We start from the raw sequence: 17,119 nt of genomic DNA, 5'->3' as shown, positions 1-17,119 counted from the left end.
AACCTCTTCAGCCCGCCAGCAACCTGTCATCCGCCAGGCTCTGCCCGCGCGCGATACGGAACTTCTCCAACAAGTCCTCGACATCCAGCGTGGCGCGTTCGGGGCCCTGCACGTCGAAGATGATGCCGCCTTCATGCAGCATCAGCGTGCGGGTGCCGTAATCGAGCGCCTGGCGCATCGAGTGGGTCACCATCAGCACGGTGAGGTTGAAGCGCCTGGCGAGCGAGGCCGTCAGGTGCAGCACGAACTCGGCATTGGCCGGGTCGAGCGCGGCGGTGTGTTCGTCCAGCAGCACAATGGAGGAGGGGGAGAGGGTCGCCATCACCAGCGACAGTGTCTGCCGCTGCCCGCCCGAGAGCGTGCCCATCGGTTGGCCGAGGCGCTTTTCGAGGCCGATACCGAGTTCTTCCACCCGCGCCAGCAGGGTTTCCATGCGGCTCTTGCCGAGCGCCTTGCCGAGGCCGCGCCGGTTGCCGCGGGCGGCGGCGAGGGCAAGGTTCTCGCCAATGGTGAGCGCGCCGCAGCTGCCGGCCAGCGGGTCCTGGAACACGCGGGCGACGAGGCCGGCGCGTTTTTCCGCCGGCAGGCGGGTGACGTCGCGCCCGTCAAGGGTGATCCTGCCGCTCTCGGCCATCACGTCGCCGGCAATGGCGCCGAGCAGGGTGGACTTGCCGGCGCCGTTCGAGCCGATGACGCAGCAGAACTCGCCCTTCTCCAGCGTCAGCGAAACCCCCGACAGCGCCTTGCGCTCGATGGGGGTGCCGCGGTTGAAGGTAACGAAGAGACTATCGACGGTGATCATGCGGCGCGGCCCTTCTGGCGCAGGCGGGGCAGGATGAGGGTGAAGAGCACCAGAACGGCGGTGGCAAGGTTAAGGTCCGCTGCCTGCAGGCCGATAAAATCAAGATTGAGCGCAAACTGTACGGCAAGCCGGTAGAGGATGGAGCCGACCATGCAGGCAATCATCGCCAGCAGGAGGCCGCGCCTGGGCAGCAGCGTTTCGCCGACGATGACGGCGGCAAGCCCCACCACGATGGTACCGACGCCCGCGGTGACATCGGCAAAGCCATTGGTCTGGGCGAAGAGCGAGCCGGAAAGGGCGACCAGTGCATTGGAAAGCGCGATGCCGGAGAGAATGTGCGCGCCCACCGGAATTCCCTGTGCCTGCGCCATGCGGGCATTGGCGCCGGTGGCCCGCATCGCAAGGCCGAGGTCGCTGACGAGAAAGCGCGCAAGCCCCAGCGCAAAGAGCGTGACCAGTACGAAGAGGAAAAGCGGCCGCACGATATAGTCTGGCATGCCCGCAGCATCGCCCCAGGTCAGGAACGGCGTCAGCATCGTCTCTTCATTGAGCAGGGCGACATTGGGCCGGCCCATGACCCGCAGATTGACGGAAAACAGGGCGATCATCGTGAGGATGGAGGCCAGCAGGTGCAGCACCTTGAAGCGCACGCTGACATAGGCCGTTACCAGCCCTGCCGCCGCGCCGGCAATCATGGAGACAATGGCCGCCAGCCACGGATTCCAGCCGCCTGCGATCAGCACCGCCGTTACCGCCGCGCCGAGCGGGAAGGTGCCGTCAACCGTCAGGTCCGGAAAATCCAGCACGCGGAAGGAGATATAGACCCCGAGCGCAACCAGCGCATAAACGAGCCCCAGCTCCACGGCGCCGAAAAAGGCGAAGGCGGACATCACTGCTCCTGATAATGAACCGGCCCGGCGGTGGCCGGGCCGGGGACGTGCTTTTTTAATGGTGGGCTTGTACTGGTGGAAAGTGCCCACCCCCATCCGGCCTACGGCCACCTTCCCCGTGAATGGGGAAGGATTTTTCTCCCCCGTTTACGGGGGAGATGCCGCAACGCGGCAGAGGGGGGCACTCTCCGTTAAGGCATGACCCTTGGCCTGTTCTTACTCAATCACCTTGCTCGCCCGCTTCAGCACGGCGTCGGGGAAGGTGACGCCGATCTTCGCTGCGGTGGCCTTGTTGATCTGCAGGTCGGTGCCGCTGGCGAACTTGACCGGAATGTCGCCGGCCTTCTCGCCCTTCAGCACTTTGGCCACCAGCTCGGAGGTCTGCACACCGACGTCGAAATAGTTGAAGCCCACGGCAGCGAGGGCACCACGTGCCACGCTGTCGGTGTCAGCAGCGTAAAGCGGCACCTTGGCGGAATTGGCAACCCCCACAGCCGCTTCGAGCGCGGAGACGATGGTGTTGTCGGTGGGCACATAGAGCGCATCCACCTTGCCGATCAGGGCGCGGGCAGCGCTCTGCACGTCAGCCGACTTGTTGGCCGGGCCTTCGACGACGGTGATGCCCGCCTTGCCGGCCGCTTCCTTCAACGCCGCGACGGAGGAGACGGAGTTGGCCTCACCCGGATTGAACAGCACGCCGAGCTTCGTGACCTTCGGGGTGATTTCCTTGATGAGGGCCACCTGGTCGCCCACCGGCAGCATGTCGGAGGTGCCGGTGATGTTGCCGCCCGGCTTTTCCGCGGTGGCGGCCAGCTTGGCGCCGACCGGATCAGTCACGGCGGAGAAGACGATCGGGATATCCTTGGTGGCCGCCGCCGCCGTCTGGGCGGAAGGGGTGGAGATGGCGACGATCACGGCCACATTGTCACCCACGAATTTGCGGGCGATCTGCGCGGCGGTGGCCGGATTGCCCTGCGCGCTCTCGTAGGTGTAGGCCACATCCTTGCCTTCGACGAAACCGGCGTCGGTCAGGCCCTTCTTCACCCCGTCGCGCACGGCGTCGAGCGCCGGGTGCTGAACGATGGCGGTAATCGCCACCATCTTCGGGTCGGCATGGGCGGAGGTGGCGGCCAGCAGCGCAGCCGACGTGAGCATCCCCAGGAGGATTTTGTTCATTATGTCCATCCACTCTTGGATAAGGATTTCCTGTTGTTCCGTCCTACATCGCCCCTTGGTTGCGGTCGAGGCAAAAAGCGGGCTTGCAGGGCGCCGTCAGTTGACGTTTGCTGGCGAGGCCAAAAACAATCCTTGCTTTGCAGGGCGTTAGTAAAAGGCCGGCCCGATCTTGCCGGCTTTTGCGGGAGGGGGAAGCGGCGATGAGCGGGGACCGGCAGATACTGGAGGCGCTGTTCGAGGCTGCGCTTGGCGAGGCCAGGCCTGCCGGCAAGTTCGACGGACTGCTGCCGGAGCCGCCCGGTCCCGATGGGCGCACGCTGGTGCTGGGCGCCGGCAAGGCTGCGGCCTCCATGGCGGCGGCGTTCGAGGCGAGCTGGCTGCACGGCTGCACCGGTCTTGTCGTCACCCGCTATGATCATGGTGCGCCGACGCAGTTCATCGAGGTGGTGGAGGCGGCTCACCCGGTGCCCGACGCTGCCGGCGAAGCCGCAGCTCGCCGTATCCTGAAACTCGCCGAAGAGGCCGGGCCGAATGACCTCGTCATCTTCCTCATCTCCGGCGGCGCTTCCGCGCTCCTCAACCTGCCGGCCGAGGGTATTTCTGCTGACGAGAAGCGCCGCATCAGCCGGGCGCTGCTGAAATCCGGCGCCGCCATCGGTGAGATGAATCGGGTGCGCCGTGCAATGTCCGCCATCAAGGGCGGCCGTCTGGCCGCTGCCGCCGGCAAGGCGCGGCAGGTGACGTACCTCATCTCGGATGTGCCGGGGGATGACCCGGCCGTCATCGGTTCCGGCCCCACCATCCCGGCGGCAACAGCGGCTGATGCCGATCCGGAAGGTGCTATTGCCATCCTTGCCCGCTACGGTATCGAGGTGAGCGGCGAGACACTCGCCGTCCTGCGGGCCAATCCGGCGCCGGTGGGGCAGGCGCCCGGCCCGGTGCACATGCTGGCAACGCCGCGCTCTTCGCTTGAAGCGGCAGCCCGCAAGGCATCGGAGTTCGGGGTTACGCCGCTGATCCTGGGCGATGCCATCGAAGGCGAGGCGCGCGATGTTGCGGCCGTCATGGCCGGCATGGCGCTTTCCGCCGCCCGTTATGGCGATCCCGCCCGGCCGCCTTGCGTGCTGATCTCCGGCGGGGAGACGACGGTGACGGTAAAGGGCGATGGGCGCGGCGGGCGCAATGCCGAGTTCCTGCTTGCCCTGCTGCTGCGCCTTGAAGGTTCCAGCGGCATTTCCGCGATTGCCTGCGACACCGATGGTATCGATGGCATCGAGAACAATGCGGGTGCTGTTGTCGATGCTGGCTTCATCGCCGGCTTCAGGGACTGGAAAGCGGCCGCCGCGCATCTGGCGGATAATGATGCCTGGGGGTTCTTTTCCGCTCATCATCGGCTGGTGACCACCGGGCCGACACTTACCAACGTCAATGATTTCCGTGCCATCCTCATCCGCTAGAAGGCGGATTATTTCTTCGTCCTGTTTTGTCCGGAGGCGTCGTTTCCCATGGTTGAACTGCTGATTACCAACGCGACGCTGCCTGACGGCCGCACCGGTATGGATATCGCCTGCGTGGGCGGCACCATCAAGGCGGTGGAGCCGGGCATCAATGTGACGGCGGGGGAGGTGATCGACGCTGCCGGCCGGCTTGTGGCGCCGCCCCTGGTCGATTGCCACTTCCACATGGATGCCACGCTCTCGCTTGGCCTGCCGCGCCTCAATGAAAGCGGCACCCTGCTGGAAGGCATTGCGCTCTGGGGGGAGCTCAAACCGCTGCTGACGCAGGAGGCGGTGATCGAGCGCGCCATGCGCTACTGCGACCTTGCCGTCTCGCAAGGGTTGCTTGCCATCCGCACCCATGTGGATGTGTGCGATGACCGGCTGCTGGCGGTGGAAGCCCTGCTGGAAGTAAAGCGTCGTATCGCGCCCTATATCGACCTGCAGCTTGTCGCCTTCCCGCAGGATGGTTACCTGCGCTCGCCCACGGCGGCGGCCAATCTGGAGCGGGCGCTCGATATGGGCGTCGATATCGTGGGCGGCATCCCGCATTTTGAGCGCACCATGGCAGATGGGGCGGAGAGCGTGCGGCGCCTCTGCGAAATCGCCGAAAAACGCGGGCTGATGGTCGATCTGCATTGCGACGAGAGCGACGATCCGCTCTCCCGCCATATCGAGACGCTGGTTTATGAAACCCAGCGTCTGGGGCTAGGGGGGCGCGTGGCGGGCTCGCACCTTACCTCCATGCATTCCATGGATAATTATTACGTCTCCAAGCTCTTGCCGCTGATGGCGGAGGCCGGTGTGGCGGCGATTGCCAACCCGCTCATCAACATCGTGCTGCAGGGCCGGCACGATACCTATCCCAAGCGGCGCGGGCAGACGCGTATTCCGGAGATGCGCAAACACGGCATCATCGCCGCCTTCGGGCAGGATTGTGTGATGGACCCGTGGTATTCGCTGGGCACCGCCGACATGCTGGATGTCGCCCATATGGGGCTGCATGTGGGGCAGATGACGAGCCGCGAGGCGATGCGCTTCTGTTTTGAGGCCGTTACGACCAACCCTGCCGAGATCATGGGGCTGGATGGCTATGGCATCGCGCCGGGTCGCAATGCCGATCTCGTGCTGTTCCAGGCAGCCGACGCCATCGAGGCGGTGCGCCTGCGTGCCCGCCGGCTTGCTGTCGTGCGGCGCGGCAAGGTGATTGCGCGCTCCGAGCCTGCCACCAGCACCCTGACGCTGGAAGGCCGGCCGGCCAAGGTCGATCCGGCCTCCTACGCGCCGCACGCTGCCGGCTGACTTTTCCGGCGATCAGCTGATGACGGGTTCCAGCCGGCCGGCGGGTGTTGCCGGCGGCAGCGCGGCGGTGCGGGCGCGGAAACACTCGATCACGATCTGGCGGAACAGCTTGACCGGTGCGCTGGTGCGGCCCTCATGCGTGTGGGCGATCTGGAACAGCGCGTCATAGGAAAGCTCCGCCGGTCTCAGTGCCTTGAGCTCGCCACGGGAGGCCCAGCGCCCGGCATAATGGGTTGGCAGATAACCCATGAAGGCGCCGGAGAGGATCAGCCGGGCCGCCGCCTCCATATCGCCCACCACCGCCGCGGCGGAGGTGAGGGAGAAGGGCTTCAGATCCCGCGCCCCCCAATAGGTGCGGGAGACGAGGCGATGGCGGCGGATTTCCTCAATGGCGATTTCTTCTTCCGCCCGCGGCCAGAGCGCATGGTGATGGCCGAGATAGAAACTGTGTCGCTCTGAATAGAGATCGACATAGTCGAGCCCCAGTGTCAGGCGCGGGAAGGAGCCGATGGCAACCGCCACCTGCCCGTCGGCGACATCGCGCAGCAGCTCGTTGGGGGAGCGCGTCACGATATGGAGCGCAAGGCCGGGCGCGGCCTCTGCCAACCGGGCGAAGACTCTGTCCAGCGGGGCGGCAGGGTCGGTGATGGTGTTGTCGACCTGCCCGATGACGAGTGTACCGCTGAGCCGCTTCTTGAGCGCGCTCACCCGGCTGCCGAACCCGTCTGCGGCTGCCAGCAGCCGCCTTGCTTCGGCATGCACCGCCTCGCCATCAGGGCTCAGCTTGAAGCCGCCGCGCCCGCGCCGGCAAAGCGTCAGGCCAAGGCGGGTTTCCAGCGCCGTGATGTGGTTGGAGATGGTGGAGAGCGCAATACCAAGCTCCGGCTCCGCCGCGGCAAGGCCGCCGGCATCCACCACGGCGATGAAGACGCGCAGCAGGCGCAGGTCAACAGTATCGAGCGTGAGCATGGCAATACTTTGAGAAAGGCAAAACCAAGCCTTCACGCTCCATAATTTTTCGCCTCCCGGCAAGCGGATATCGTCAATTCAATCAAAAGGCTTTGAACAGGGAAGGCCGGGTATGGAAGCGGGCGTCAACACGCGCTGGCAGGTGGACTGCGAAACCGGGGTGCTCACGGATGTGCTGCTCTGCCGGCCGGACTACTATGATTACATTCCGAGTAACGCCATTGTCCTGAAGACGATGGGCGCCGGCGGCCGGGCGGATCGCCAGAAAGTGGTTGGCCAGTACCGCGAGCTTGAGGATGCGCTGGAAGGCGCCGGGGTGCGCCTGCATTACCTGACGCCCGAGCCGCATCTGCCCTATCAGGTCTATACCCGCGACAGCAGCCAGGTGACGCCCTGGGGGCCGCTGATCACCCAGCTCTATCGCAAGGAGCGGCGCGGGGAATATGCCTCCGTCACCAAATTCTATGCCGGCACCGGCGGCCTGCCCTGGGGCTGGTCCACCACCGGCACGCTGGAAGGCGGCGATATCCACATCATCCGTCCGGGCCTTGTTGCCGTCGGCGTCAGCGGTATCCGCACCGACGAAGCCGGGGCGCGCCAGTTCCTGAGCTTGTTCGAAGAGGAAGGCTGGAAGGTGCTGCCCGTCTTCTTCGACGAGCATTTCCTCCATCTGGACGTCATCTTCTCCATGGTGGCCGATGGCCTTGCGCTGGTTTGCCCGGATGCGGTGGGAGAGGAGTTTCTGGCCTGGCTTGCCGCAAACGGCATCCGCATCCTGCCCGTCACCTATGCCGAGGCAATGCGCGATATGGCCTGCAACGTGCTGGCGCTGGGCAATGGCCGGGTGATCTCCCCGAAACATTCCGTGCGCGTCAACGACATGCTGCGCGCCGAAGGCCTGGAGGTCATTACCCCGGCGCTCGACGTCTTTTCCTCCGGCGGTGGCAGCGTTCACTGCATGACCATGCCGCTGAAGCGTCAGGGGGTGTAAGGGCCCGCCCGGCAGAGACGGGGTTTTTTAAGAACAACAAGGACGGCTCCCGCATCGACGGGGCCGCCACAAAACCTGAACAGGAGAGCGAGAGATGAACGGATACTGTGCCCTGCTGGCCGTCACCACCGGCCTCGTTCCGGCCCTGCTGCTGGCCGCAAGCCCGGCGGCAGCGGAAGAAATCAGCGCTCTGGTGTGGTGTGATCACACCGACGAAGCCTTCCTGAAGCCCTTTACCGATGCCACCGGCATTACCGTCAATGTTAAGGATTACGAGGGCACCGGCACGGCGCTTTCGCTCGTCGACCAGTCGCAGCCCGGTGACTGGGATGTGTTTGTCGTCGATACCACCGACGTAAAGCGCGTGGTTGCCCGCGGCCTGCTGGCACCGCTCAATCCCGATGATTTCCCGCTCTCCGATGTGCCGGAGGCCGTGCGCCTGCCGGACTACCACACTGTCGACGGCAAGATGTACGCGGTGCCGGAGAAGTTCGGTTACAACGCCATTGCCTTTGACAAGTCCAAGGTCACCGAGGCTCAGGCGCGGGATATCACCACGCTCTGGAACCCGGCCTTCAAGGGCCAGGTCGCGATCTATGATTATTACCTGCCCATCATCGGGCAGGTGGCGGTTGCGCTCGGCAAGAAGCCGCAGGATCTGACCGAGGCGGACCTGCCTGCCATCAAGGAAAAGCTGCTGGCCATGCGCGAGAACTCGGCGCTGGTTGGCGATATCGTGACCTCGCAAACGGCGCTCGCCACCGGGCAGGTCGGCATTCTGGCGGGCGGCGGTGAATATGCCGTGGCCGGCATTGCTGCCGACAAACCCAATCTCGACTGGGTGCTGCCCGATGTCGGCGGCATTCGCTGGCAGCAGGCAATCGGCGTTTTTGCCGACAGCAAGAAAAAGGCGGATGCGACGAAGTTCGTCCAGTATGTGCTTTCGCCCGCCGGGCAGGCCGCCCTTGCGACCTCTTCCTGCTACTGGGGCATGCCGGCGAGCAGCAAGGCCACGCTGACGCCGGAGCAGAAAAAGGCCCTGCGCTGGGACGAGCAGCCGACCTTCCTTGCCAAATCCTACCCGTACCCGTCGCCGACCGAAGCCTTTGACCAGAAGATGCAGGATCTCTGGGCCGAAGTGCTGCAGAACTGACCTGGGACGGGAACGGATCGCATGACCGATACCGTCACTGGAGTGACGCCGGAGCGCAAGGCAGCCCGCCGGCAGGCGGTGCGTGGCCTTGCGCTTGCCGCGCCTGCCGCGCTCTGGACCTTTGCCTTCTTCCTCCTGCCCACGCTGGCGATTGCGCTGTGGAGTTTCTTTCGCCAGCAGGGGCGGGAGCTGGTGACGGTGCCGGGGCTCGATAATTACCGGCGGTTTTTCGAGCAGTCGGCCTTCGTGAAGGGCCTTTGGAATTCGCTGGAGGTCACGCTTCTCGTCACCGTTTTCTCGGTGTTGCTGGCCTATCCGCTGGCATGGGTTATCGCCACCCGCATCGCCCCGCGCTTTCAGCGGCTGGTGCTGATGCTGGCGGTACTGCCGTTCTGGACCTCCTATGTGGTGCGCTCCTACGCCTGGCTGCTGGTTCTGGCGCCCAACGGGGTGATCAACCAGACGCTGCTTTCGCTGGGCTTCATCTCAGAGCCACTCAAACTCTCCTTTAATCAGGGCGCCACGGTGCTGGGTTTCGTGCATTTCTTCACCATGCTGTGCACGCTCACCATCTATTCCAGCCTTTCTCGGCTTGATCCGAAGCTGCACCTTGCCGCTGCCGATCTTGGTGCCGGGGCGTTCGCCATTTTCTGGCGGGTGACGCTGCCGCTCACCATGCCGGGCATCGCTTCGGGTGCCTTCCTGACCTTCGTGGTGGCGGTCGGAGACTATGTGACGCCGCAGATTCTGGGCGGGAACAACCAACTGGTGCTGCCGCAGCTCATCCTCATGCAGGTGATCCGCCGCGCCGATATCCCGATGGCATCCGCGCTCTCCATGATCCTCATGCTGCTGGTGGTGGCGGCCTATCTGGCGGCTGCCCGCTGGCTCACCCGGGGGCGCGCCTGATGTCTGCCTTTCTGCGCAGCCGCCTGCTGGGTTTTGCCGACCGTACCGGCGCGCTGGCGCTCACCGCCGGCATGCTGGTTTTCATCTATCTGCCAGTCGCGACGCTCGTCCTGTTTTCTTTCCATTCCGGCCGGGTGCCGGTGCCGCCTTTCGAAGGGCCGACCTTCGACTGGTATCTCAAGGTGCTGGCGAGTGACCGGGTGAGCGGGGCGACGCTTAACTCCCTGATGGTGGGGTTCGGCTCTTCCTTCGTCTCCACGGCGCTAGCGGTGCTGGCGGCCTGGGGCCTTGCGCGCCACCGCATGCCGGGGCGGCGGGTGATCGAGGTGCTGCTCTATATGCCGCTTGCCGTCTCCTATCTGGTGATCGGCCTCGGGCTGCTGCTGCTGTTCTCCACCCTCGGTTTCGGCAAGTCGCTCTGGCTGGTGGGCATTGGCCATGTGGTGCTCAACCTGCCGCTCGCCTTCGTCATCATCTATGCCCAGATCGACCGGGAGCAGGCCCGGCTGGAGCAGGCGGCGCGGGATCTGGGTGCGGGGGAAGTGCAGGTCTTCTTCCGGATAACGCTGCCTTTGCTGCGCATCGCCATTCTGGCGGCCTTTGTGCTGAGCTTTACCTTCTCGTGGGACGAATTCATCGTCGCCTTCCTGCTCTCCGGCTTCGACCCCACGCTGCCGGTTGTCATCTGGGGCATGCTGCGCACCGGGCTCGACCCGCAGACCAATGCCGCCGGCACGCTCGTTTTCCTTGTCTCGATCATCGCTGCCGTGCTGGTCGAACTTTTCTTGCTGGGCAGGAGGCGCCGATGAGCGCGACCGGTGATCTATCCCTCGATTCTGTCAGCAAGGTCTATGGCGAGACGGTTGCCGTTGATGGCGTGAGTTTTTCCGTGCCGCGCGGCAGTTACGTCGTCCTGCTCGGCCCGTCCGGTTCCGGCAAGACGACGGTGCTTTCGATGCTCGGCGGATTTGCCTTTCCGAGCGCGGGCACGGTGCGCATCAACGGGCAGGATGTCACCCACCTGCCGCCGGCACGGCGCCCGACGGCCACGGTGTTTCAGGATTATGCGCTCTTCCCGCATCTGACGGTCGCCGGCAATGTCGGCTTCGGGCTCAGCGTGCGGCGGCTGGCCCGCGCTGAAATCCGCAGCAAGGTGCTGGCTGCGCTCGACCTTGTCGGCCTCTCTGGCTTTGGCGACCGGGCAATAGCCGCCACCTCCGGCGGGCAGCGCCAGCGCATTGCGCTTGCCCGCGCCATGGTGGTTGAGCCCGAAGTGCTGCTGCTTGACGAGCCGCTGGGCGCGCTTGACCTCAATCTGCGCCGTCAGATGCAGGAGGAACTGCGCCGCATCCAGCGGGTGGAGGAACGCACCTTTGTGCATGTGACGCATGACCAGGAAGAGGCGATGGCGATTGCCGATGTCATCGTCATCATGAACAGGGGCCGCATTGAAGACATCGGCGCCCCCGAGCGGGTCTATGCTGCCCCGCGCACGCGCTTTTCCGCCACCTTCATGGGCGAGAGCACGCTGATCGAGGGGCGGGTGACGGCCAGCACCGGCGCCCGGGTGCAGGTGGAAAGCCCGCTCGGCCTGCTGGAGCTGCCGGGAAAAGCGGCGGCGGGCGCGAAGGTGACGGTGGCGGTGCGGCCGGAAAATGTCACTCTGGCGGATGTTGGGGCGGATGGCGCGGGTGGCGGTGTGCCGCTGGGCGAAGTGAGCGTGGAGGATTGTATCTTCCAGGGCAGCTTCGTGCGGCTTGCCGGGCGGACGGCCGCCGGCCTTGGCCTCAAGGCTCGCATTGACCCGTCGAGGGTGCCGGCAGCCGGCGAGCGCGTGGCGCTGAGGGCTGATCCGGCGCGGCTTATCCTGCTGGAGGATTGAGGGTGGCAAAGGGGCAGAAGAAGGCGGTCCCGGCACGGGACTGGTACGAGACCATTCCTTTTGCGGATGGCATCACCCTCATCCATGAGCCGTGGATGACGCCGTTCTTTCGCTGCAACATGTGGCTGGTACGGGGCAGCGAACGTTCGCTGCTGATCGATGCCGGCCTTGGGGCGTTCAGCCTGCGGCAGAACGTGCCCGTGCTTGGCAACGGGCCGGTGACGCTACTGCTGAGCCATACCCATTTCGACCATATCGGATCGGCCCACGAATTTAACGAGCGGCTGGCCCATCCCATTGAAGCACCGATCCTTGAGGCGCCCGGCAACGAGGCCACGCTCTTTTCGCATTATGCGGAGGAGGGGACGGATGCCGAGATGTTCATCGCCCCACCGGAAGGCTGGTCGGCCCCGGCCTATCGTATCCCGCCAGCCCCGGCGACAGGTCTGGTGGAAGAGGGCGATGTGATCGATCTCGGCGACCGGCGGCTCACCGTGCTGCACACGCCCGGTCACAGCCCCGGCCATGTATCGCTGTTCGAGGAAAAGACCGGCATCCTGATTGCGGCGGATGTGATCTATGACGGCCCGCTGGTGACGGATTGTTATCACTCCGACATGGCGGACTATGCCGCGAGCCTGAAGCGGCTGAGGGAGCTTCAACCCTCCATCATCCATGGTGGCCATTTTCCGAGTTTCGGCCCGGTGCGGTATCGCCAGATCATCGATGAGTTTCTGGACGCGGCCGGCGCGCGCTGAGCCTCCCGCCCTTGCCAGCACGGACGTTTCAGCCGAAGAGAAGGGGCGATGATCCTCTTTCTCGATTTTGACGGCGTGCTGATGAACGGCCGGGCCTGGTTGCTGCCGGAAAATCAGGCACGCCTGGGTCAGCTGAGCTCTTTTGCGCCTCAGGAGGCGATGGCGCTGCGTTTCGATGCGGTTGCCGTTGCGCTTGCCACGCGCCTTGTCGAGCGGACCGGGGGGCGCATCGTGCTCCACACCAGCTGGTTCAGCCAGCTGGGGGCTGCCGCGGTGGACCATCTGGTGGCGCAGGGGATCGAGCCGGCGCTGCTGCATCCGGACCACTCAACCTGTGCCGAGGGGCAGAACAAGGCCGGATGCGTGGCCCGCTGGCTGGCGCGTAATCCGGATGAAGCCGGTCCATTTATCCTCATTGACGATCATGACGAACCCGGCCTGCCGGCAAACGTCACCGCCATCCGCACCGATTTCATGGAAGGGCTCGGCCTTACCGATTATGCCGCTGCCTGTCTTGCCCTGGGGCTGGAGGATACGGCGGCGGGCGTGGAGCCGGTCGGTCCGGCGCTGCGCGACATGCTGTGGGCGCGGCTCGGCAACTGGCAGCTTGCGGCCCGCTGGATGCTGGAGCGGGTGCCGCCCGGCCTTAGCCGGGGGCGCCTGCTCGATCTTTCCCGCGACAGTGAACTGCTGGGTTTCCTCAGCGCCGGTGCTTTGCAAACGGCGCGGCAGGCGGCACTCGATGCGCTGGCGGCGCTAGGCAAGGATAGCCGATAAGGCCAGCAGGCCGGTTATCTCCGCCACCTGCTGCGTTGCCCCCAGAACGTCGCCGGTGTGGCCGCCGATCTGTTTGTGAGCCAACGCCGCCAGCGGCAAGGGCGCCAGTACCATCATGAGTACCAGGGCCGATGCAGCCGGCGGCGTCAGCAGCAAGAGCGCCAGCAGCGCGGCGATGAGAAAACCGGCAACAGCCGGCTCCAGCTTAACGTTGCCGAGACTTGCCGCGAGCCCGTCCGGTCGTGCCGGGCCCAGCAGCAGGAGCGGCAGGCCCATGGCGGCGCGGGAGGTCATGGCTGCCGCAATCAGGCAGAGCGCTGCGGTGCCGGCACCGGCTTCCAGCACAATGGCGCCGAGGCTGACGGCCCGCAGGCCGAGCGACAGGATGCTTGCCAGCACCCCGTAACTGCCGACCCGGCTGTCACGCATGATCTCCAGCTTGCGCTCCTTCGTGCGCCCGCCGCCAAACCCGTCGGCGGTATCGGCAAGCCCGTCCTCATGCAGCGCACCAGTGACGAGCAGACCTGTGCCAAGAGCGAGCAGCGCTGCTGCCAGCGGCGGCAGGCCAAGGGCGCTGGCAAGCCACAGCACCAGTGCGGCGGGCAGGCTGGCGACAAGGCCGGCGAGCGGCCAGGACCAGACGGTGGCATCAATCGCCACCGCCTCCGGCAGGCTGCGCAGCCGGTGCGCGGGCAGGCGCGTCAGCAGCGTCAGGGCGAGCTGCAGCTCATCTGCCCGTGCCTTGAGCCAGCCAGTCATCAAGCGCGGCTTTCCTCAGCCTGAGCCTCGGCCGCTTCCTTGCCGGAAACCGCAGCGCTGGCGAAGGTTGCCATGCCGGTGTGGCAGGCAAGGGCAGCCCGCAGCAGCGGAATGGCGGTGGCGGCACCCGATGCCTCGCCAAGGCGCATGCCGAGATCGAGCAGCGGCTTCTGCCCCAGCGCACGGGCAAGGCGGCCATGGCCGGATTCTTCGGAAAGGTGGGCGATGATCGCATGATCCAGCCCGCCCGGCGCGGCAAGGGCCAGCGGTGCGGCAGCGGCAGTGCAGACAAAACCATCGAGCAGCACGGGCACGCGCTTCAGGCGCGCGGCAAGCGCGGCGCCCATGATTGCCGCCATCTCGCGTCCACCGAGTCGGCGGGCGATTTCCAGCGGATGGTTCATTGCCGCCTTGTGGCAGGCGATGGCGGCATCGACGGCCTTTGCCTTGCGGGCAAGGCCGGCATTATCGACGCCGGTGCCGCGGCCAACCCATTCATCCCCGCTGCCGCCAAAGAGCCCGGCCGCAAGCGCGGCGGCGACGGTGGTGTTGCCGATGCCCATCTCGCCAAGGCAGATGAGGCCGGCTTCCGTCGAAACAGCGTCGGCACCGGCATTGACGGCGGCAAGGAACTCTTCCTCGCTCATCGCATCTTCAACCGTAATGTCGCCGGTGGGCGTCTCCAGCGACAGGCTGGTGACCTTGAGCGTGGCGCCGGCAGCCTTGCAGAGCTGGTTGATGGCCGCGCCGCCATGCTGGAAGTTGGCAACCATCTGCACCGTGACTTCCGGGGGGAAAGCGGAAACGCCACGCCGGGTCACGCCATGATTGCCGGCAAAAACCAGCACATCGACCTTGTCCAGATGCGGCACCGGGCGGCCTTGCCAGGCGGCAAGCCAGGCCACCAGCGCTTCCAGCCGGCCAAGGCTGCCGGCGGGTTTGGTGAGTTCGGCCTGATGCTCGTTGACAGTATTGGCGGCAAGGCTGTCCGGGGCGGGCAGGGTGGTAAGCGCGTCGTTCAGCGCGTTCAGGTCCTTGAAGAAACTCATGGTGGTCAGTCCTTTTGAGATCAGGCAGGGGCCGCTTCGGCGGCGATAACGTGGAAAAAGGTGCCGGAAACCGGGCCGCGCCTGCCGCCGGCAAGACCCAACTCCTCACCCCACCCGTCGGTGAGGCGGGCAACCGGGGCATCGCTGCCGGGATCGCAGACGGTGGCGTAATGAAACTCATGGCCGCGCAGTACCTGGCCGGCGGCGGCGAAGGACAGGGCTTCGCCCATTACGGCGCGGCGGTAACCGAGGGTCATACGGCGGCGGGCATAACTGGTGGCATGGCTTAAAAGGTCTGCCATCGGGTGAATGGTGCCTTCCGCATCTGTCAGCGTGCGGCCCAGCACCATGTAACCGCCGCATTCGCCATGCACAGGCCGGGTGCGGGCGAACCGTGCAAGGCCGGCTTTGAAGCCGGTGGCCGCCGCAAGGGCAGGGGCGTGCAATTCCGGATAACCGCCGGGTAGCCAGCAGGCATCGCAGCCTTCAGGCGGTGCTTCGTCCGCCAGCGGGGAAAAGAACGTGATTTCTGCCCCGGCAGCACGCCAGCCGCCGATGAGGTGCGCGTAGGTAAAGCTAAAAGCGGCATCCCTTGCGAGGGCGATACGCTGCCCGGGCGGCGTCAACGCCGTGGCGGTATCGGCGGGCAAAGTTATGTCGGCAGCGGCGGCGAGCAGCCCGTCGATGTCGAGATGAGCTTCTGCGGCGTCGGCAAGCTGCTCCAGCCTGGTCTCAAGGTCGGCATGTTCGCCGGCCTGGACGAGGCCCAGATGCCGCTCCGGCAGCGTCAGCGTATCGTCACGGCCAAGCTGGCCGAGCACGGGAATGCCAAGCGGGGCGACAGCCGCGCGGATGCCGCGTGCATGCCGGGGGCTTGCCACCTGGTTGAGAATGGTGCCAGCCACGCGCACGCCTGGCCGCAGGCTGGCAAAACCGTGCAGCACGGCACCGGCACTCTGCGACTGGCCGGAGCAGTCCATGACCAGCACGACGGGAATGCCGAGTGCGGCAGCGATGTCGGCGGAGGCGCCTGTACGTCCCTCCGGCCCGTCCGCCCCGTCAAAAAGGCCCATGGCCGATTCAATGATGAGAATGTCGCTGCCCGCAGCCGGGGCCAGCAGTCCGGCCATCAGGTCCGGGGCCATCGACCAGCTGTCGAGATTGACACTTTCGGCCCCGCAGGCGGCGGCATGGAAGGCCGGGTCGATATAATCCGGGCCGGATTTGGCCGCACGTACGGCCAGCCCGCGCCGTTTCAGCGCGCGCAGCAGGCCGAGTGTCACCGTCGTTTTGCCGGAGCCGGATTTTGGCGCGGCGATCAGCAGCGCCTTTACCATTCGGCCGGGCCCGTGACGCTGATGCCGGCTTCTGCCAGCAGCCCAAGCAGCCTTGCGCGCATGCTGACAATCTCGCCGAAGACGAAGATGGAGGGGGAGGTGACGCCCTTGGCCTCGGCCGCGCCAGCGACCTCGCTGGCGGTGGTGATGATCACCCCCTGGTTTTCCATGCTCACATTGCTGAGGATGGCGGCCGGCATGTTGGCAGGCATGCCTCCGGCGACCAGTTCACTGGCGATGAAGGCGATGTTCTTGACGCCCATATACACGATGACGGGTACATTGAGACTGCCGGCACCACGCCAGTCAAAATGCCCCTTGGGCTGGCCGGCGCCATGGCCGGTGACCAGCACGAAGCCCTGATTGATGCCGCGCATGGTGGTGGGGATATGGGCGGCGGCAAGCCCGGCAAGGCCGGAGCTGATGCCCGGCACCACGTGATAGGGGATGCCGGCTTCGGCAAGCGCCACGCACTCCTCACCCCCGCGCCCGAAGATGAAGGGATCGCCGCCCTTGAGGCGCACCACCTTGCGGCCGGCCTTTGCCAGCTCGATGAGGGTGGAGGAAATATCATCCTGCGCCGTCGAGGGTTTGCCGCCGCGTTTTCCGGCAAACCGGTGGCTGGTCTCCGGCGGCGTCAGGTCCAGCACGCGCGGGTCGATCAGCGCGTCATGCACCACCTCGTCGGCTTGGGCGAGCAGGGCGAGGGCAGAGAGGGTTAGCAGGGAAGGATCACCCGGACCGGCGCCCACCAGCCAGACATGGCCCGGCTCCAGCACCGGCATTGCGCCACTTGTCAGCAGGCTGCTGCCGATCAGCGGGTTGCCGAGGGGTGGCTTGTCGGTGCCGGTCATGCCTGGGCGCCTTTC

General features: G+C 65.7%; 17 protein-coding genes. 9 read left to right on the top strand and 8 right to left on the bottom strand.

Going from position 1 to position 17,119, the window contains the following annotated elements; translation table 11 throughout:
• Window positions 1-7 precede the first annotated feature (7 nt).
• The 3 genes from QTL98_RS12785 to QTL98_RS12775 form a co-directional block, all read right to left on the bottom strand.
• Window positions 8-802, bottom strand: coding sequence for an ABC transporter ATP-binding protein (locus tag QTL98_RS12785; RefSeq protein WP_445678852.1), 795 nt, complete (start codon window positions 800-802; stop codon window positions 8-10).
• Window positions 799-1,692: an ABC transporter permease gene (locus QTL98_RS12780; RefSeq protein WP_445678851.1), complete on the bottom strand. Its 894-nt coding sequence runs from the start codon at window positions 1,690-1,692 to the stop codon at window positions 799-801. Before QTL98_RS12780 ends, QTL98_RS12785 begins: the two co-directional genes overlap by 4 nt.
• Window positions 1,693-1,908: 216 nt before the next feature.
• The gene (locus QTL98_RS12775) at window positions 1,909-2,868 is read right to left on the bottom strand and encodes an ABC transporter substrate-binding protein (protein ID WP_445678850.1); all 960 of its coding nucleotides are present in this window, start codon (window positions 2,866-2,868) and stop codon (window positions 1,909-1,911) included.
• A 200-nt stretch (window positions 2,869-3,068) separates the two neighbouring features.
• Here QTL98_RS12775 and QTL98_RS12770 point away from each other — a divergent pair, with 200 nt between their 5' ends.
• Both QTL98_RS12770 and QTL98_RS12765 read left to right on the top strand, forming a co-directional pair.
• The gene (locus QTL98_RS12770; RefSeq protein ID WP_445678849.1) at window positions 3,069-4,325 is read left to right on the top strand and encodes a glycerate kinase type-2 family protein; all 1,257 of its coding nucleotides are present in this window, start codon (window positions 3,069-3,071) and stop codon (window positions 4,323-4,325) included.
• Between the two features lie 48 nt (window positions 4,326-4,373).
• A complete protein-coding gene (locus QTL98_RS12765; protein ID WP_445678848.1) occupies window positions 4,374-5,666 on the top strand; it encodes an amidohydrolase family protein in 1,293 nt (430 codons plus the stop codon).
• Window positions 5,667-5,678: 12 nt separating this feature from the next.
• Here QTL98_RS12765 and QTL98_RS12760 read toward each other — a convergent pair whose 3' ends face one another.
• A complete protein-coding gene (locus tag QTL98_RS12760) occupies window positions 5,679-6,635 on the bottom strand; it encodes a LysR family transcriptional regulator (RefSeq protein ID WP_445678847.1) in 957 nt (318 codons plus the stop codon).
• A 112-nt stretch (window positions 6,636-6,747) separates the two neighbouring features.
• Between QTL98_RS12760 and QTL98_RS12755 the strand changes: the two genes are divergently transcribed.
• The 7 genes from QTL98_RS12755 (at window position 6,748) to QTL98_RS12725 (ending at window position 13,105) form a co-directional block, all read left to right on the top strand.
• Window positions 6,748-7,626: a dimethylarginine dimethylaminohydrolase family protein gene (locus tag QTL98_RS12755; protein ID WP_445678846.1), complete on the top strand. Its 879-nt coding sequence runs from the start codon at window positions 6,748-6,750 to the stop codon at window positions 7,624-7,626.
• 94 nt (window positions 7,627-7,720) lie between these two features.
• Complete coding sequence (locus tag QTL98_RS12750) at window positions 7,721-8,779, top strand: ABC transporter substrate-binding protein (protein ID WP_445678845.1); 1,059 nt, start codon at window positions 7,721-7,723, stop codon at window positions 8,777-8,779.
• Window positions 8,780-8,800: 21 nt separating this feature from the next.
• The gene (locus tag QTL98_RS12745; RefSeq protein ID WP_445678844.1) at window positions 8,801-9,688 is read left to right on the top strand and encodes an ABC transporter permease; all 888 of its coding nucleotides are present in this window, start codon (window positions 8,801-8,803) and stop codon (window positions 9,686-9,688) included.
• Window positions 9,688-10,497: an ABC transporter permease gene (locus QTL98_RS12740; protein WP_445678843.1), complete on the top strand. Its 810-nt coding sequence runs from the start codon at window positions 9,688-9,690 to the stop codon at window positions 10,495-10,497. Before QTL98_RS12745 ends, QTL98_RS12740 begins: the two co-directional genes overlap by 1 nt.
• The gene (locus QTL98_RS12735; RefSeq protein WP_445678842.1) at window positions 10,494-11,570 is read left to right on the top strand and encodes an ABC transporter ATP-binding protein; all 1,077 of its coding nucleotides are present in this window, start codon (window positions 10,494-10,496) and stop codon (window positions 11,568-11,570) included. The genes QTL98_RS12740 and QTL98_RS12735 overlap by 4 nt, the downstream gene beginning before the upstream one ends.
• Before the next feature lie 2 nt (window positions 11,571-11,572).
• Window positions 11,573-12,328 carry an MBL fold metallo-hydrolase gene (locus tag QTL98_RS12730; protein ID WP_445678841.1) on the top strand — a complete coding sequence of 252 codons (756 nt, stop codon included), beginning with the start codon at window positions 11,573-11,575 and terminating at the stop codon, window positions 12,326-12,328.
• Window positions 12,329-12,376: 48 nt separating this feature from the next.
• Window positions 12,377-13,105: an HAD domain-containing protein gene (locus QTL98_RS12725; protein ID WP_445678840.1), complete on the top strand. Its 729-nt coding sequence runs from the start codon at window positions 12,377-12,379 to the stop codon at window positions 13,103-13,105.
• On the opposite strand, the gene QTL98_RS12720 is transcribed toward QTL98_RS12725, so the two are convergent.
• Genes QTL98_RS12720 through cobA form a run of 4 tightly spaced genes read right to left on the bottom strand, consistent with a single transcriptional unit; the run spans window position 13,085 to window position 17,104 of the window.
• A complete protein-coding gene (locus QTL98_RS12720; RefSeq protein WP_445678839.1) occupies window positions 13,085-13,864 on the bottom strand; it encodes an adenosylcobinamide-GDP ribazoletransferase in 780 nt (259 codons plus the stop codon). The two genes, QTL98_RS12725 and QTL98_RS12720, sit on opposite strands and share 21 nt — an antisense overlap.
• Window positions 13,864-14,913, bottom strand: a complete 1,050-nt coding sequence (gene cobT / locus QTL98_RS12715; protein ID WP_445678838.1) for a nicotinate-nucleotide--dimethylbenzimidazole phosphoribosyltransferase — start codon at window positions 14,911-14,913, stop codon at window positions 13,864-13,866. Before cobT ends, QTL98_RS12720 begins: the two co-directional genes overlap by 1 nt.
• Window positions 14,914-14,933: 20 nt before the next feature.
• Window positions 14,934-16,250 (bottom strand): cobyrinic acid a,c-diamide synthase CobB, encoded by a 1,317-nt coding sequence (locus QTL98_RS12710; protein ID WP_445678837.1) that lies wholly within the window; start codon window positions 16,248-16,250, stop codon window positions 14,934-14,936.
• Window positions 16,244-17,104, bottom strand: a complete 861-nt coding sequence (gene cobA, locus QTL98_RS12705) for a uroporphyrinogen-III C-methyltransferase (protein ID WP_445678836.1) — start codon at window positions 17,102-17,104, stop codon at window positions 16,244-16,246. The genes QTL98_RS12710 and cobA overlap by 7 nt, the downstream gene beginning before the upstream one ends.
• Window positions 17,105-17,119: the final 15 nt, after the last annotated feature.

The organism is Radicibacter daui, assembly GCA_030657355.1.
Taxonomy (GTDB): Bacteria; Pseudomonadota; Alphaproteobacteria; order Radicibacterales; family Radicibacteraceae; genus Radicibacter; species Radicibacter daui.
This window is presented reverse-complemented; position numbering and strand designations above follow the sequence as displayed.

Excerpts from the sequence above, each read along its gene's own strand:
- QTL98_RS12770 (WP_445678849.1), top strand. The coding sequence starts at position 3,069 with ATGAGCGGGGACCGGCAGATACTGGAGGCGCTGTTCGAGGCTGCGCTT.
- QTL98_RS12765 (WP_445678848.1), top strand. The coding sequence starts at position 4,374 with ATGGTTGAACTGCTGATTACCAACGCGACGCTGCCTGACGGCCGCACC.
- QTL98_RS12780 (WP_445678851.1), bottom strand. The coding sequence starts at position 1,692 with ATGTCCGCCTTCGCCTTTTTCGGCGCCGTGGAGCTGGGGCTCGTTTAT.
- cobT (WP_445678838.1), bottom strand. The coding sequence starts at position 14,913 with ATGAGTTTCTTCAAGGACCTGAACGCGCTGAACGACGCGCTTACCACC.
- QTL98_RS12760 (WP_445678847.1), bottom strand. The coding sequence starts at position 6,635 with ATGCTCACGCTCGATACTGTTGACCTGCGCCTGCTGCGCGTCTTCATC.
- cobA (WP_445678836.1), bottom strand. The coding sequence starts at position 17,104 with ATGACCGGCACCGACAAGCCACCCCTCGGCAACCCGCTGATCGGCAGC.
- QTL98_RS12710 (WP_445678837.1), bottom strand. The coding sequence starts at position 16,250 with ATGGTAAAGGCGCTGCTGATCGCCGCGCCAAAATCCGGCTCCGGCAAA.
- QTL98_RS12750 (WP_445678845.1), top strand. The coding sequence starts at position 7,721 with ATGAACGGATACTGTGCCCTGCTGGCCGTCACCACCGGCCTCGTTCCG.
- QTL98_RS12725 (WP_445678840.1), top strand. The coding sequence starts at position 12,377 with ATGATCCTCTTTCTCGATTTTGACGGCGTGCTGATGAACGGCCGGGCC.
- QTL98_RS12755 (WP_445678846.1), top strand. The coding sequence starts at position 6,748 with ATGGAAGCGGGCGTCAACACGCGCTGGCAGGTGGACTGCGAAACCGGG.
- QTL98_RS12720 (WP_445678839.1), bottom strand. The coding sequence starts at position 13,864 with ATGACTGGCTGGCTCAAGGCACGGGCAGATGAGCTGCAGCTCGCCCTG.
- QTL98_RS12745 (WP_445678844.1), top strand. The coding sequence starts at position 8,801 with ATGACCGATACCGTCACTGGAGTGACGCCGGAGCGCAAGGCAGCCCGC.
- QTL98_RS12785 (WP_445678852.1), bottom strand. The coding sequence starts at position 802 with ATGATCACCGTCGATAGTCTCTTCGTTACCTTCAACCGCGGCACCCCC.
- QTL98_RS12740 (WP_445678843.1), top strand. The coding sequence starts at position 9,688 with ATGTCTGCCTTTCTGCGCAGCCGCCTGCTGGGTTTTGCCGACCGTACC.
- QTL98_RS12775 (WP_445678850.1), bottom strand. The coding sequence starts at position 2,868 with ATGAACAAAATCCTCCTGGGGATGCTCACGTCGGCTGCGCTGCTGGCC.
- QTL98_RS12735 (WP_445678842.1), top strand. The coding sequence starts at position 10,494 with ATGAGCGCGACCGGTGATCTATCCCTCGATTCTGTCAGCAAGGTCTAT.